Raw genomic sequence first — 13,510 nt, forward strand, 5'->3', positions numbered from 1 at the left:
CCGATTCCTGGGGTGTAAACGCGACGAAAACGCCAGATGTAGTGGCTGCGCGATTCACTGTGGAGGAATCAGGACAGAGTCCCATCACTTTGTAGCGCGGTTCAAAAGCAAGAGGGTTAACACTGGTTAACCATTTGCCAGGCGGATTGTCGCAGGCCTAGAAGCGCGCATGGACCTACCCGTCACCGCCGCCGCCGCGATCCTGTTCCTGATGCTCGCCGTGCTCTTCGGTTGGCTGGGCGCGCGTCCGATCAATATTCTCAAGGGTCCGCGGCTGATCCCTTGGCGGCCGATGATGATGATCTGCGTGGTCGGACTTATGCTGATGCTGGTGCATCTGGTGAACCTGCTCGGCGTCCAGACGGGTAACCAGACGCGCTACTAGGTCGCGGCCTTCTCCGGGAGCTTCTTGGGTCGTTTCGCCAGGCCCGAGACGCCACCGGACGACAGCAGCCCGATATCGGCGAGCAGGAACGGGATCGCCCACTTCTGAGGCGCGGCAATGTAGCGCGGCTGCCAGACCGGGTCGTACTTGTCCTTGTAGCGACGCACGCCCTGGAAGTTATAGATCTCCTCGCCGCGCTCGTAGAGCAGCCGGCCGACGCGCGACATGATCGGGGCCAGAGGGCGATCCTGCAGACCCGCCAGCGGCGCGACCCCGAACTCGAAGGCGCTGTACCCCTCGTCCTTGCCCCACTGCAGCAGCTCGACGAACAGATAGTCCATGACGTTCTTGGGCGCTTCGTCAGAGTAGCGCATCAGGTCCATGGAGAACGCCGTCTTGGCGGCCGTCGTCCACAGCGTGGCGAAGGCGACGATCTTGCCTTCGCTGCGAACAACCGCGACGGGGAACTCGGCCACATAGCGTGGGTCAAAGCCCCCCATCGAGAAGCTCTTTTCGCCGCCCGCGTGATGCGAGAGCCAGGAGTCCGAGATGGACTTCAGCTCGTCCATCATGGCCGGCGCCGCGCCCACAGGCAGGACCTCGAACGCCGCGCCGCCTTCGCCGGCCTTGCGCCAGTTCCGGCGCAGCACCTCGCGACGCCGCCCAACCAGACTGAACGCCTCAAGCGGCACCGCCGCGCTCTCCCCGGTCTTCTGGATGGCCAGACCCAGATCCACTGTGTCGGGAAGATCGTCGGGTCCGAGACCATAGAAGCCCGCACGCGCGGCGTGGGCGTCGGCCAGTTCGCGGAAGCGCCAGAACAGCTCCATGCGCTCTTCGCGCTTGCCGACGGGCGGACCGAGCGCGATCCACGACCGGCCGCGGACCCCGAACATCAGGAAGGTCTCGCCTGACGCCGAGAACAGAAACCGCTTGTCGCCCAGCAGCGCGAGGTTGGCGCTGGGCTCGGCCCCTTCGGCCTTGGCGAGAATGGCGCGCACCCGATCAAACTCAGGGTCAGTGTCGTCGACCACCGGCGGGGTCGCAGCCGTCGCAATCAGGCGCCAGACGCCGACGGCCAGCAAGACAATAGCCGCGGCGACCGACGAGCGGATGGCCCGGGCCGCCTCGTCGTGATCCTGCAGGATCCTGATCCAGGACTTGTCGGCGAACTCTGTGTGGTTGAACGACCACCAGCCCAGGACCGACGCTCCGACGATGGCCGCAGCCGCTGAGAGCAGCCACCCCGGCGTGATCTCCATCTTGGTGAGCGCGGCCTTCCGGGGAAACGCGTCGTGGAACGGCAGGATCACGAAGAAGCAGACCAGCAGCATGGCGGTCTCTTCCCAGTTCAGGCCTTTGAAAATGGCGAGAACGGCCGAGGCCCCCAGCACGATCAGAGCGGCCCACCAGGCCGCGCCGAGCCGCGCACGCAGGCCAAAGGCCAGCAGCAGCAGCACGAGACCCAAAATTGAGGAGAAGAAGTGGCTGATCTCGATCAGCAGGTCCGGCGCGAAGGCGAGCAGCAGCAGGAAGCGGGTCGGCTCGGACGGCGTCGCCCCGGAGGCCAACAGCATGACACCCGCCGACGCAGCCAGGATCGCCGCCACGGTGGGGGCGATCGCATGGGCCGCGGGCCTGAAAACTGTCGAGGACATCCAGATCCCGAAATCGCGAATCCCCGAGGGATCCAGGAGCAGGTGGTTCTATATCGCGTAATGCCCGGCGTGGTCCCGCGCCAAGATGCGAACAATTGTTTGAATCAGCTTGCCGCCGCCGTCGCGAGGGGTAGTGTGTCGACCAAACACCGGTCTGCTTAGGGAGATGAGACCATGGCCGATTTCGGGGGAACCGATCTCGACGCCTTCCGCGCCGACACCCGCGCCTGGCTCGAAGCCAACTATCCAAAGTCCCTGAACGCGCCGATGGGCGAGGACGAGGCCCCGTGGGGCGGCCGCAAGATGGTGTGGAAGAACCCCGACGCCAAGCTGTGGCTCGACCGCATGGCCGAACGCGGCTGGACCGCCCCGATGTGGCCCAAGGAGTACGGCGGCGGCGGCCTGTCCAAGGCTCAGAACAAGGTGCTGGAACAGGAACTGCGTCGCCTCAAGGCTCGCCCGGCCCTGATGAGCTTCGGCGTCTGGATGCTGGGTCCGGTACTGCTGGAATACGCCACCGAGGAACAGAAGCAGCGCTTCCTGCCCGCGATCGTGCGCGGCGAAACCCGCTGGTGCCAGGGCTATAGCGAGCCCGGCGCGGGTTCGGACTTGGCCTCGCTGCAGACCAAGTGCGAGGATCAGGGCGACCACTACCTGATCAACGGCCAAAAGGTCTGGACCAGCTACGCCGACCAGGCCGACTGGATCTTCTGCCTGGTGCGCACCGACACCAGCAAGAAGCACGAGGGCATCTCGTTCGTGCTGTTCGACATGACCTCGCCCGGCGTCGAGGCCCGTCCGATCAAGCTGATCAGCGGCTCCTCGCCCTTCTGCGAGACCTTCTTCGACAATGTGAAGGTCCCCACGGAACAGCTGGTCGGCAAGCTGAACGGCGGCTGGGACATCGCCAAGCGCCTGCTGCAATACGAGCGCCAAAACATCAGCGCCTCGGGCTTTGGCGGCGGCGGCGGCTTGTCGGTTGTCGAAGCGGCCAAGAAGGAGCTCGGCGTCGACAGCGAGGGCCGGATCGCCGACGGCGATTTCCGTGCGCGACTGGCGGCTCACTCGATGGACGCCCACGCCTTCATGCTGACCGTGCGCCGCGCCGAGGCGGAGTCCAAGCAGGGCTCGGGCCCCAGCGCCGCCGTCTCGATCATCAAGTACGCCGCCGCCAAGATGAACCAGGAGCGCACCGAGCTGCTGGTCGAGGCCCTGGGACTTCAGGGCCTGGGCTGGTCGGGCGAAGACTTCAGCGCCGAGGAGCTGGCCGCGCCGCGCGCCATGCTGCGCGCCAAGGGCAACTCGATCGAGGGCGGCACCAGCGAGGTGAACCTCAACGTCATCGCCAAGCGGGTCCTGGGTCTGCTGGACCACCAGTAGTTCCCTCCAACCCGCCGCCAAGACCAAGACTTTTCAAGGAGCCTGAACATGGCCGTCCTGACCGAAGAACAGACGATGCTGCGCGACGCCGCCAAGGGCTGGGCCAGCGAAAGCGCGCCCGTCGGCGCCCTGCGCAGGCTGCGCGACAGCAAGAGCAAGCAGACCTTCGACCCCGCCGCCTGGGCCGAGATGGGCCAGATGGGCTGGGCCGGCGTGATCGTACCCGAGGCCTATGACGGCTCGGCCTTCGGCTATCTGGGCCTGGGCCTGATCCTGGAGGAGACCGGCCGCACCCTGGCCGCCTCCCCGCTCCTCTCCACCGCCATGATCGCCGCCTCGGCGCTGCAGCTGGGCGGCTCGGACGCTCAAAAGCAGGCGTGGCTGCCCAGGATCGCCACCGGCGAGGCCGTGGCGACGCTGGCGATCGACGAAGGCGCTCACCACGCCCCTGCCCGCAGCGCCCTTTCGGCAACCAAGAGCGGCGCCGGCTATGTGCTGAACGGGACCAAGACCCTGGTGCTGGACGGTGAGGCCGCCGACCTGCTGATCGTGGCGGCCCGCACCAGCGGCCAGCCGGGCGACACCGCCGGCCTGACCCTGTTCCTCGTCGCGGGCGATGCGGCCGGCGTGACCCGCTCGCACCTGTCGCTGATCGACTCGCGCGGCGCGGCCAAGATCGCCTTTGACGGCGTCGAGGTCAGCGCGGACGCGGTGCTGGGCGAGGCCGACAAGGGCTGGGCCATCCTGGAGCCGACCCTGGACCGCGCCTATGCGGGCCTCGCCGCCGAGATGCTGGGCAGCGCCAGCGCCGCCTTCGACATCACCCTGGATTACTTGAAGACCCGCACCCAGTTCGGCCAGGTCATCGGCACGTTCCAGGCCCTGCAGCACCGCGCGGCCAAGTGGTTCACCGACCTGGAGACCACCCGCTCGTGCGTCGAAGCCGCGCTCGAGGCGCTGGACGCCGGCGCCGACAGCCGCGCGCTGGCCTCTCTTGCCAAGGCCAAGGCCAGCGAGCTGGTGCACCTGGCGTCGAACGAGATGGTGCAGATGCACGGCGGCATCGGCATGACCGACGCCCACGACGCCGGTCTCTACATGAAGCGCGCACGCGTCACCGAGGCCCTGTTCGGCGGGGCCAGCTTCCACCGCGACCGCTACGCCCGCCTGATGGGCTTCTGAGCGCGCCTCTCATCAAAAACGGGGGCCGGTCATCCGAACGGCCCCCGTCTAAACCCGACAGAATTAGCGCCGGCGCGCCGGCGCGGGCGCATGCGCCAGACGCAGAAGGTTCGCTGCGCCCGGAGCCCCGAAGGGTGTGCCCGCGACGACCAGCAGTCGCTCACCGGGCGCTACCAGCCCAAGTTCCAGCGCCTTGCTCGACGCGTCCGTCGTGACGACCTCAAGGCTGTCAGGCTGCGCGCTGACGCGCGGCTCCACACCCCAGACCAGGCACATACGACGCACGGCGCTGATCTCGGGCGACAGGGCCAGCACCGGCTGCAAGGGGCGCTCCCGCGACAGGCGACGCGCGGTCGAGCCCGTGGTGGTGAACGCCACGAGGCACTTGGTCGACCCCGCCTTGGCCGCGCCGGCGGCGGCGACCACCAGAACATCGGCGTCCACATCGTCGTGGCTCTGCTCGGCGTACATCAGCTCAGGCCACTTCGGGTCACGCTCAACGCGTTCGATGATGCGGTTCATCATCGAGACCGACTCTTCGGGATAGTCCCCCGCCGCCGACTCCGCCGATAGCATCACCGCGTCCGCGCCCTCATAGACGGCGTTGGCGACGTCCGACGCCTCAGCCCGTGTGGGGGTCGGCGAGCTGGTCATCGACTCCAGCATCTGGGTGGCGACGATCACGGGAATGCCCCGCTCACGCGCCGCACGCAGGATTTCCTTCTGGGCGACCGGCACCTCCTCGGGCGCCATTTCGACGCCGAGGTCGCCGCGCGCCACCATGACGCCGTCGCAGAGATCCAGAATCGGGCCCAGCACCTTCAGCGCCTGCGGCTTCTCGATCTTGGCCAGCACAGCGGCGCGGCCTTCGACGATCCGGCGCAGCTCGGCCATGTCCTCGGGGGCCTGCACGAACGACAGCGCCACCCAGTCCACGCCCAGGCGCAGCGCAAAGGCCAGGTCCTCACGATCCTTGGCGGTCAGCGGCGACATCGGGATGACGACGTCCGGCACCGCCACGCCCTTGCGTTCGGACAGCTTGCCGCCGTTCACGACCTTGGTGTTGGCGTAGCCCGGGCCCGCATCCGTCACGGTCATCCGCAGCTTGCCGTCGTCCAGCAGCAGGGTCGCGCCCGGCCGCATGGCGGTCAGGATCTCGGGATGCGGCAGATGCACGCGCGTTTCGTCGCCCGGGGTCGGGTCGTTGTCGAAGCGGAACGGCTGGCCGGCCTTCAGCATCACCGGGCCATCGGCGAACTTGCCGACGCGCAGCTTGGGTCCCTGCAGGTCGGCCAGCACGCCCAGCGGGCGATTGACGACCTTCTCCGCCTCGCGAATGGCCGCATAGACGGCCGCGTGGGTCTCGTGCGCCCCGTGGCTGAAGTTCAGGCGAAAGACGTCAGCCCCGGCCTTGGCCAGGGTGACGATCATCTCGGGAGAGCTCGACGCCGGACCGATGGTGGCGACGATGCGGGAGCGACGGGCGCGGATCATGCCGTCGCTCCTTCATGGATTAGTTTGGACAGGTGGCGTCGCCCTCGTTCGAGGCGAGCCGGATTTCCGTGAACGAAAGCGTCAGCGCCCCCGCGGTCGTCAGCGCAAACGGAGACGAAATTTGCGTCATATCCGCGCCTTTGGCGAGGAAGCAGGAAAGTTTGATCTTCGCCGTACGCCATTCGCCCGTTTTCGCACCTGACAAGGTTGACGTTACGTCTACCGTTGCGCGACAGGATTCGCCACAGGTTACGCTCATTGACACCGGTTTCGTCGGGGCGGCTTCGACGCGGTATCGCAGCATTACGGCCATATCACCGGTGGTCTGCCGCGAAAGATCGACCGGCGATCCCATGACCCCGACCACGCCCAGCCCTTCGCCGCTCCAGATGGCCTGACGGGCGTTTTCCTGCGCGCCGGCGTCCACCGTCTTGAGCGACGCCGCGCCGGAGGCGTTCATCATCCAGGGCGGAGGCGTGCGGCCGTCGACGAAGTAGCGATCGACATTGGCGGCGGCGGACGCGACGCCTGGGTCTTCCGACAGCTTGGCCACCTTGCCGGGCTTGGCGTAGCTCAGGCCATAGCCATAGGCGAAGAGCGGGTCATAGCCCGGGTCGCCGATATTGATCGGCTCCTGGTCGGCGCGCTTGGGCCAGGAGAAGGACAGCTTGCCCTGGAAGTCGTGACGAGGCTTGCCCGCCTTGTCGCCGACCAGAACGTCGGCCACGCCGCCGCCCTCAGAGCCCGGCAGCCACGCCGCGACAAAGGCGTCGGACGCGTTGAGTTCGGGGTTGGTCCACAGGGGCCGGCCGCTCAAGAACACCGACACCACCGGAATGCCCGCAGCCTTGAGCTTCTTCAGCAGCGCGAGGTCACGCTTGTCGCCAGCCTGATACTCGATGCTGGTGATATCGCCCTGGAACTCGGCGTAGGGGTTCTCGCCGAACACGACGATCGCCACGTCCGGCTTCTGCTTGAAATCGCCCGAAACCGACAATTCCGCGCTGCCGCCGCCGGCTTTCACGGCCTCTGCGACGCCTGCATAGATCGACTGGCCATGCGGGAAGTCGCTGTTCTTGTTGCCGGTGCCCTGCCAGGTCAGGGTCCACCCGCCCGAGGCCTTGCCGATGTCGTCGGCGCCGTCCCCGGCGACCAGCACACGAGCCGAGCTCTTCAGCGGCAGCACGCCTTCGTTCTTCAGCAGCACCAGCGACTTGCGCACCGCCTCGCGCGCCACGGCCCGGTGCTCGGGCGCGCCGAGGAGCTCCAGCTTGCCCTCCAAAGGCCGCTTGTCCGCGAACAGGCCGGCCTTGACCTTGACCCGCAGGATGCGGCGAACAGCGTCGTCGATGCGCGCCATGGGGATCTGCCCGGCCTTCACCTGCGCCAGGGTGTTGTCATAGAGGCCCTTCCAGCTGTCGGGAGCCATCATCATGTCCATGCCGGCGTTGTAGGCCTGGGCGCAGCTGGTGTTGCTGCAGCCCTCGACCTGGCCGTGGGCGTTCCAGTCGCCGACGACGAAGCCCTCGAAGCCCATGCGCTCCTTCAGCACGTCGGTCAGCAGACTCTTGTTGCCGGTGTGCTTGACGCCGTTCCAGCTGGAGAACGAGACCATCACCGACAGGATCCCGGCCTCGATCGCGGGCGGGTAGCCGGCGTTGTGCAGACGCACCAGATCGGCCTCGGAGATCTTCGCGTCGCCCTGGTCACGGCCATTCTCGGTGCCGCCATCGGCGAGGAAGTGCTTGGCCGAGCCCGCCACGCGGCCGGCCGCCAGCGGCTTGCTGGCTTCCAGCGCCCCCTGCAGCCCCAGGGTCATCGGGCCTGAATAGGCCTTCACGATCTCCGGATCCTCGCCATAGCCCTCATAGGCGCGACCCCAGCGTGAATCGCGGGGCACGGCGACCGTCGGACCAAAGGTCCAGTCCGCGCCGGTGGCGGCCATTTCCTTGGCGGTGACCTCGCCGATACGACGGATCAGGTCGGGGTCGTGGGCAGCGCCCAGGCCGACATTGTGCGGGAAGATCGTAGCGCCCACGACGTTGTTGTGACCGTGCACGGCGTCGACGCCGAAGATGATCGGGATTTCCTGCCGGTCGCCGCGCTTGTCCAGCGCAGCGGCGCGGAAGGCGCGGATCCATTCGATCCAGCGCTGCGGGCTGGCGCGATCATTGCCGTCCGGCGCTGAGTTGCCGCCGACCAGCACCGACCCCAACCGGTACTTCTTCAGCTCCTCGGGCGTGATCGACGCGCCGTCGGCCTGGATGGTCTGGGCGACCTTCTCCTCGACGGTCATCCGGCTCATCAGCTGGGTGATAAAGGCCTCGGTCTTGGCGTCGGTGATCGCCGCTGGACTGGCGGACTTCGGCCACACAGCGGGGTTTGCAGTGGCGTTCGGCGGCGTCTGGGCCAGGACCACGCCGGCCGATCCACAGGCGATCGTCAGGGCCAGGGCGGAAGCGAAGGCGAAACGGCGCGGCAGCATGGGCGATCCTTGAAGGGGCGTCCGTCGGGCGGAGCGGTGTTTAAAGGAAAGGCGCTCGGCGCGGCGCTTGCGAAGTGTCCGCGCCGAGCGAAGAGAAGCGGCTTCAGGTCCGCTTGGAGGGGAGTGATCGTGCGCACAGGGCGCGACAGCCGCTGGACTGGCCAGGCGAGGTCATGGCGTTTCCTCCTGACGCCGCCTTTTCGTGGCGACTGTCTTGATCAATGCGATCTCACGTGGATTGGACAGCGCTGTCAAGGGGAATATGATTGCGGTACCACCTTACCAATCGCGCGCTCGTCAGTGCGACGCTGGTCCGGTGGACTCCCGCATGACGAGTTCGAAGTCCAGGAGCCGCGATGGCGGGGGCGCGCCCTCCTCCCGCTCGACGCCTTGCATCAGCATGTCTGCGGCCGCTCCAGCCATGGCGTGGATCGGTTGGCGAACCGTGGTGAGCTGAGGCCAGGTGATCTTCGCCCCCGGCGTGTCGTCGAAGCCGGCGACTGACAGTTGGGTGGGAACGTCAAGCCGCAAGCGATTGGCGACCGCCATGACGCCCAGCGCCATGTCATCGTTCGAGGCGAAAATCGCCGTCGGTCGATCCGCGCCGCCCAGCAGCTTCTCGGCCGCCTCGAAGCCCGAGCGAAACGAAAACCAGCCCTGCGCCACACGATCATCACGAACACGCAGGCCGCTGTCGCGCATCGCATCCAGGAACCCCTGATGACGCCGGTGCGAAGCGCCGTGGTCGGGGTGCCCTATAATGAAGGCGATGTCCTTGTGGCCCAGGCCGACCAGATGCTTGGTCATCTCGTAGGCGGCCAGCCGATCATCCATGCTGACCCACGGCGCACGGTCGAAATCGTCGCCTGGCGCGATGCGGACATAGGCCACCCCTTCCCGCTCAAGCGCCGCCAGAACGACCGGATGATCGCTGAGCGGCGGTGTCAGGATCACGCCGTCCATGCGCAGCGTCGCCAGCATCGGTGCGACCTGATCCTCGACATCGGCGGTCGAGTCGATCGGCTCGACGATCAGATGGAACCCTTCCTGCCGGCAACGGGCGATGGCGCCGAGCTGCACATCGGTGACGTAGCCGGGGCTGGGGTTGTCGAAGAAAACGCCGATCAGATAGGCTTTCGCCCCCGCCAGGCTACGGGCAGAGATATTGGGGCGATAGTGCAGCGCGGCCACCGCGGCCTGCACGCGATCACGGGTGTCAGCCTTGACGTTGGGCTCGCGATTCAGGACACGCGAGACGGTCTTGATCGAGACTCCGCTCTCGCGGGCCACGTCGTGGATCGTGACTTTGGCGCTCAATTTCCGTCCCTCGCCGGTCCGATTCGCTCGGTTCGGCGCGTACTTAGCCATGACAAGGCTGTCATGGCGAGCCCCAAGAAAATGACTACGACACCGCCGCGCGGCCCTCCGGCGTGAGCGCCACCGCCGCACCGATCAGGGCGGTGTGCGGATGCAGGATCACGTGCGTCGGGATCGAACGGGTGAAGCCGGACAGACGCCCCTTGCTGTCGAAGCGCTCGCGGAACGGGCTCTTCTCCAGGATGTCGATGATCCGCGGCGCGATGCCGCCGGCGATGAAAACACCGCCGCGCGCGCCCAAGGTCAGAGCGATGTCGCCCGCCGTTGAGCCCAGGATCGCGCAGAAACGGTTAACCGTCGCCAGGCTGTCGGCGCAGCCCTCTACGGCCCGCTCGGTGATCTGCTTGGCGGTCAGCGCCTCGACAATGCGTCCTTCAGCGGCCGCCAGATCCACATGGAGGTCCTCCATGCCGGGACCAGACAGGATCCGCTCGACCGACACCCGACCGCCGTCCAGGCGCCGGGTCAGGGCGCGGAGCACCTCGATCTCGACGTCATCGACCGGCGCGAAGGCGACGTGACCACCCTCGGTGGCCAGCGGGATCTCCTGGCCATGGCGACGGACAAGGCCTGCGACGCCAAAGCCCGTGCCCGGACCCAGGATCGCCAGATCGCCCTCCCCCGAGGTCGGCAGTTCACCGATCTGACGCAGGTCCTTGGGACCAACGCGCGGCGCGGCCAGCGCCTGGGCGGTGAAGTCGTTGATCAGCTTGGCGTTCCGAAAACCGCCTGCGCGGCGCAGGCCGTCCTCGGAGATCCGCCAGTCCAGATTGGTCATATGAACCTGGCCGTGGTCGATCGGCCCGGCCACAGCGACGACCGCCTGATCAGGATGCTTGACACCGACCTTGCGGAGATACTCCTCGATGGCGTCCTCGGCCGTGCCGTAGTCCTCGCCCTTGAAGGCCGTCGGCTCGATCAGGCGCGGGTCCTGACCGTCGAACTCGACCAGGGCGAAGCGGGCGTTCGTACCGCCGATGTCGCCGACGAGGCCAAGCCCGCCGCTGTGATTGCCGTCCATGACGTAGCGCTTCCTCAAGCAAAGACGGAGGCGCCGGCGTCGGCCGCGCCGACCCCCGACCGCATCCATCCAAACAGTTCCCTACCAAAGCCCGGCTTGGACGCCGGGACGTTCGCCGGCGTGCGAGCGAGCAAGGTCGCCTCGTCCACCATGATCTTCAGTTCGCCGGTCTCTGCGTTGACGCGGATCACATCGCCGTCCTGGACGTAGGCCAAAGGTCCGCCCTTGGCCGCTTCGGGCGTCACATGGATGGCGGCGGGCGTCTTGCCAGAGGCGCCCGACATGCGCCCGTCGGTCACCAGGGCGACCTTGTGGCCGCGATCCAGCAGCACCGAGATCGAAGGCGATAGATTGTGCAGCTCGGGCATACCGTTGGCCGACGGTCCCTGGAAGCGGACGACGACCACCACATCGCGGTCCAGCTCGCCGCGCTTGAAGGCGGCGATGAAGTCTTCCTGTTCCTGGAACACCGCGCAGGGCGCTTCGATCACATGGTGTTCGGGCTTGACGGCCGAGATCTTCATCACGCCACGGCCCAGATTGCCGGCCATCAGGCGAAGACCGCCTTCCTTACTGAAGGGATCGGAGACCGGGCGGACAATGGCGGTGTCCAGGCTTTCATGGGCCCCGTCGCGCCAGGTCAGCACGCCGTCCTCGAGAACAGGCTCCTGGGCGTAAAGCGAAAGGCCCGCGCCGGCGATGGTCTGAACATCCTCGTGGACGAGGCCGGCCTTCAGCAGCTCGCGGATCACGAAGGCCATGCCGCCGGCGGCCTGGAAGTGGTTCACGTCGGCCGAACCGTTCGGATAGACGCGCGCCAGAAGCGGCGTGGCCCGCGAGATGTCGTCCAGATCTTCCAGGGTCAGTTGCACGCCCCCAGCGGCGGCCATGGCGATGATGTGCAGCGCCAGGTTGGTCGAGCCGCCCGTGGCCATCAGACCGACCACGCCGTTGACGAACGACTTCTCGTCGATCATCCGGCCGACTGGGATGAATTCATTGCCCTTGTTGGTCACCGCAGCCACGCGGCGGGCGGATTCCTTGACCAGCGCCTCGCGCAGCGGCGTGTTGGGGTGGACGAAGGCCGAGCCGGGCAGATGGAAGCCCATCAGCTCCATCAGCATCTGGTTGGTGTTGGCCGTGCCGTAGAAGGTGCAGGTGCCTGGGCCGTGATAGCTGGCGCTCTCGGCCGCCAGCAGTTCCTCACGACCAACCTTGCCCTCGGCGTAGAGCGCGCGGATGCGGGCCTTCTCGCTGTTGGGCAGGCCCGAGGTCATCGGGCCGGCGGGCACGAACAGAGCGGGCAGATGGCTGAAGGTCATGGCGCCGATCACCAAGCCCGGCACGATCTTGTCGCAGACGCCCAGATACAGCGCCGAGTCGAAGGCGTCATGGGTCAGGGCCACGGCGGTGGCCATGGCGATCACGTCGCGCGAGAACAGCGACAGCTCCATGCCGGGACGGCCCTGGGTGACACCGTCGCACATGGCCGGCACCCCGCCGGCGAACTGGGCGGTCGCGCCCACTTCACGCGCCGCGTCCTTGATCAGCGCCGGATAGGCTTCCAGCGGCTGGTGGGCCGAGAGCATGTCGTTATAGGCCGAGACGATGCCGATGTTCGGCGCGTTCGGATCCAGGGCGCGCAGCTTGTCAACGCCCGGCGAGGCGGCGAAGGCGTGGGCCCAGTTGGCGCAGGACAGCTTGGCGCGCCCCGGCTGATTGGCGATCGCCTGCTCCATGTTGGCGAGATAGGCCGCGCGGCTATCACGGCTGCGCGCCACGATCCGGGCGGTGACGTCGGCGATGACGGGATTGAGGCTCATGGCGATCTACTCCGCCCAGAGGATGCGGACCTTGGCGCGGTCCTGTTTCAGAATGGCGGCGACCGGCAGGGCCGGATCAACGTCGCCATCCAACAAGGCTTTCTTGGCCGCGCCGGTGACCAGCAGCACGATCAGATCGGTGCGGGTCAGGGCGGCCAGGGTCAAGCTCAGGCGTGGGAGGTCCGGCGCGGGATCGCTGGGCGGCACGGCCAGCACCGAACGGTCGGTGGCCAGGTCCAGACCCTGATCCAGCATCGGATTGCCCGGAAACAGCGAAGCGAAATGCCCATCCGGCCCCACGCCCAGGAGAACGACGCCGAACGGGGTGGCGGCATTGACGCCCGCCTCGGCCTTGCGCGCGCTCTCCTCGTGGCTCACGCCGTCGAAGAACAGCGGCGCGAACGAGGCCTTAGCCGCCTCGCCCACGAGCAGGTGGCGGCGCACCAGACCCTCATTGCTGCTGGCGTCGGTAGCGGGAACAAAGCGCTCGTCGGTGAGCGTGACCGTGACCTTGTCCCAGGGGGCGGTCATGGTCGCCATGCGGTCATAGACCGGCGCCGGCGTCGTGCCGCCGGTGGCGGCGAAGCCGACCCGGCCGTGACGAGCGACCGCCGTCGTCAAAGCGCCGACCAGAACCGAAGCGGCCGCGTCATAGAGGTCCTCGCGCGACCCAAATACTTCGAGCTTTATAGGCGTGAAGGGCAT

10 protein-coding genes are annotated in these 13,510 nt (G+C 67.3%); 3 read left to right on the top strand and 7 right to left on the bottom strand.

Features of this window, described 5'->3' with window-relative positions; all coding sequences use genetic code 11:
- The first annotated feature begins 169 nt into the window (after positions 1-169).
- Positions 170-385 (top strand): hypothetical protein, encoded by a 216-nt coding sequence (locus OVA11_RS13370; RefSeq protein WP_096033467.1) that lies wholly within the window; start codon positions 170-172, stop codon positions 383-385.
- On the opposite strand, the gene OVA11_RS13375 is transcribed toward OVA11_RS13370, so the two are convergent.
- Positions 382-2,043 carry a bifunctional lysylphosphatidylglycerol flippase/synthetase MprF gene (locus tag OVA11_RS13375; RefSeq protein WP_268067820.1) on the bottom strand — a complete coding sequence of 554 codons (1,662 nt, stop codon included), beginning with the start codon at positions 2,041-2,043 and terminating at the stop codon, positions 382-384. The genes OVA11_RS13370 and OVA11_RS13375 overlap by 4 nt on opposite strands.
- 174 nt (positions 2,044-2,217) lie before the next feature.
- On the opposite strand from OVA11_RS13375, the gene OVA11_RS13380 reads away from it, so the two are divergent.
- Both OVA11_RS13380 and OVA11_RS13385 read left to right on the top strand, forming a co-directional pair.
- Positions 2,218-3,423: an acyl-CoA dehydrogenase family protein gene (locus OVA11_RS13380; RefSeq protein ID WP_268067821.1), complete on the top strand. Its 1,206-nt coding sequence runs from the start codon at positions 2,218-2,220 to the stop codon at positions 3,421-3,423.
- A 48-nt stretch (positions 3,424-3,471) separates the two neighbouring features.
- The gene (locus OVA11_RS13385; protein WP_268067822.1) at positions 3,472-4,605 is read left to right on the top strand and encodes an acyl-CoA dehydrogenase family protein; all 1,134 of its coding nucleotides are present in this window, start codon (positions 3,472-3,474) and stop codon (positions 4,603-4,605) included.
- 63 nt (positions 4,606-4,668) lie between these two features.
- Here OVA11_RS13385 and pyk read toward each other — a convergent pair whose 3' ends face one another.
- From pyk to pgl, 6 genes are all read right to left on the bottom strand, one after another.
- Positions 4,669-6,099, bottom strand: a complete 1,431-nt coding sequence (gene pyk, locus OVA11_RS13390; protein ID WP_268067823.1) for a pyruvate kinase — start codon at positions 6,097-6,099, stop codon at positions 4,669-4,671.
- Between the two features lie 19 nt (positions 6,100-6,118).
- Positions 6,119-8,584: a glycoside hydrolase family 3 protein gene (locus OVA11_RS13395; RefSeq protein ID WP_268067824.1), complete on the bottom strand. Its 2,466-nt coding sequence runs from the start codon at positions 8,582-8,584 to the stop codon at positions 6,119-6,121.
- A gap of 297 nt (positions 8,585-8,881) precedes the next feature.
- Positions 8,882-9,901 (bottom strand): LacI family DNA-binding transcriptional regulator, encoded by a 1,020-nt coding sequence (locus OVA11_RS13400; RefSeq protein ID WP_268067825.1) that lies wholly within the window; start codon positions 9,899-9,901, stop codon positions 8,882-8,884.
- 85 nt (positions 9,902-9,986) lie between these two features.
- Positions 9,987-10,982 (bottom strand): glucokinase, encoded by a 996-nt coding sequence (gene glk / locus OVA11_RS13405; protein ID WP_268067826.1) that lies wholly within the window; start codon positions 10,980-10,982, stop codon positions 9,987-9,989.
- A 14-nt stretch (positions 10,983-10,996) separates the two neighbouring features.
- Positions 10,997-12,805: a phosphogluconate dehydratase gene (gene edd, locus OVA11_RS13410; protein ID WP_268067827.1), complete on the bottom strand. Its 1,809-nt coding sequence runs from the start codon at positions 12,803-12,805 to the stop codon at positions 10,997-10,999.
- Between the two features lie 6 nt (positions 12,806-12,811).
- Positions 12,812-13,510 carry a 6-phosphogluconolactonase gene (gene pgl / locus OVA11_RS13415; RefSeq protein ID WP_268067828.1) on the bottom strand — a complete coding sequence of 233 codons (699 nt, stop codon included), beginning with the start codon at positions 13,508-13,510 and terminating at the stop codon, positions 12,812-12,814.

This window comes from Caulobacter sp. SL161 (assembly GCF_026672375.1).
Classification (GTDB): Bacteria; Pseudomonadota; Alphaproteobacteria; order Caulobacterales; family Caulobacteraceae; genus Caulobacter.

Bases quoted from the DNA above. Each gene is read 5' to 3' on its own strand.
- OVA11_RS13370 (WP_096033467.1), top strand. From the start codon at position 170: ATGGACCTACCCGTCACCGCCGCCGCCGCGATCCTGTTCCTGATGCTC.
- OVA11_RS13385 (WP_268067822.1), top strand. From the start codon at position 3,472: ATGGCCGTCCTGACCGAAGAACAGACGATGCTGCGCGACGCCGCCAAG.
- OVA11_RS13395 (WP_268067824.1), bottom strand. From the start codon at position 8,584: ATGCTGCCGCGCCGTTTCGCCTTCGCTTCCGCCCTGGCCCTGACGATC.
- edd (WP_268067827.1), bottom strand. From the start codon at position 12,805: ATGAGCCTCAATCCCGTCATCGCCGACGTCACCGCCCGGATCGTGGCG.
- glk (WP_268067826.1), bottom strand. From the start codon at position 10,982: ATGGACGGCAATCACAGCGGCGGGCTTGGCCTCGTCGGCGACATCGGC.
- pyk (WP_268067823.1), bottom strand. From the start codon at position 6,099: ATGATCCGCGCCCGTCGCTCCCGCATCGTCGCCACCATCGGTCCGGCG.
- OVA11_RS13375 (WP_268067820.1), bottom strand. From the start codon at position 2,043: ATGTCCTCGACAGTTTTCAGGCCCGCGGCCCATGCGATCGCCCCCACC.
- pgl (WP_268067828.1), bottom strand. From the start codon at position 13,510: ATGCCCTTCACGCCTATAAAGCTCGAAGTATTTGGGTCGCGCGAGGAC.
- OVA11_RS13380 (WP_268067821.1), top strand. From the start codon at position 2,218: ATGGCCGATTTCGGGGGAACCGATCTCGACGCCTTCCGCGCCGACACC.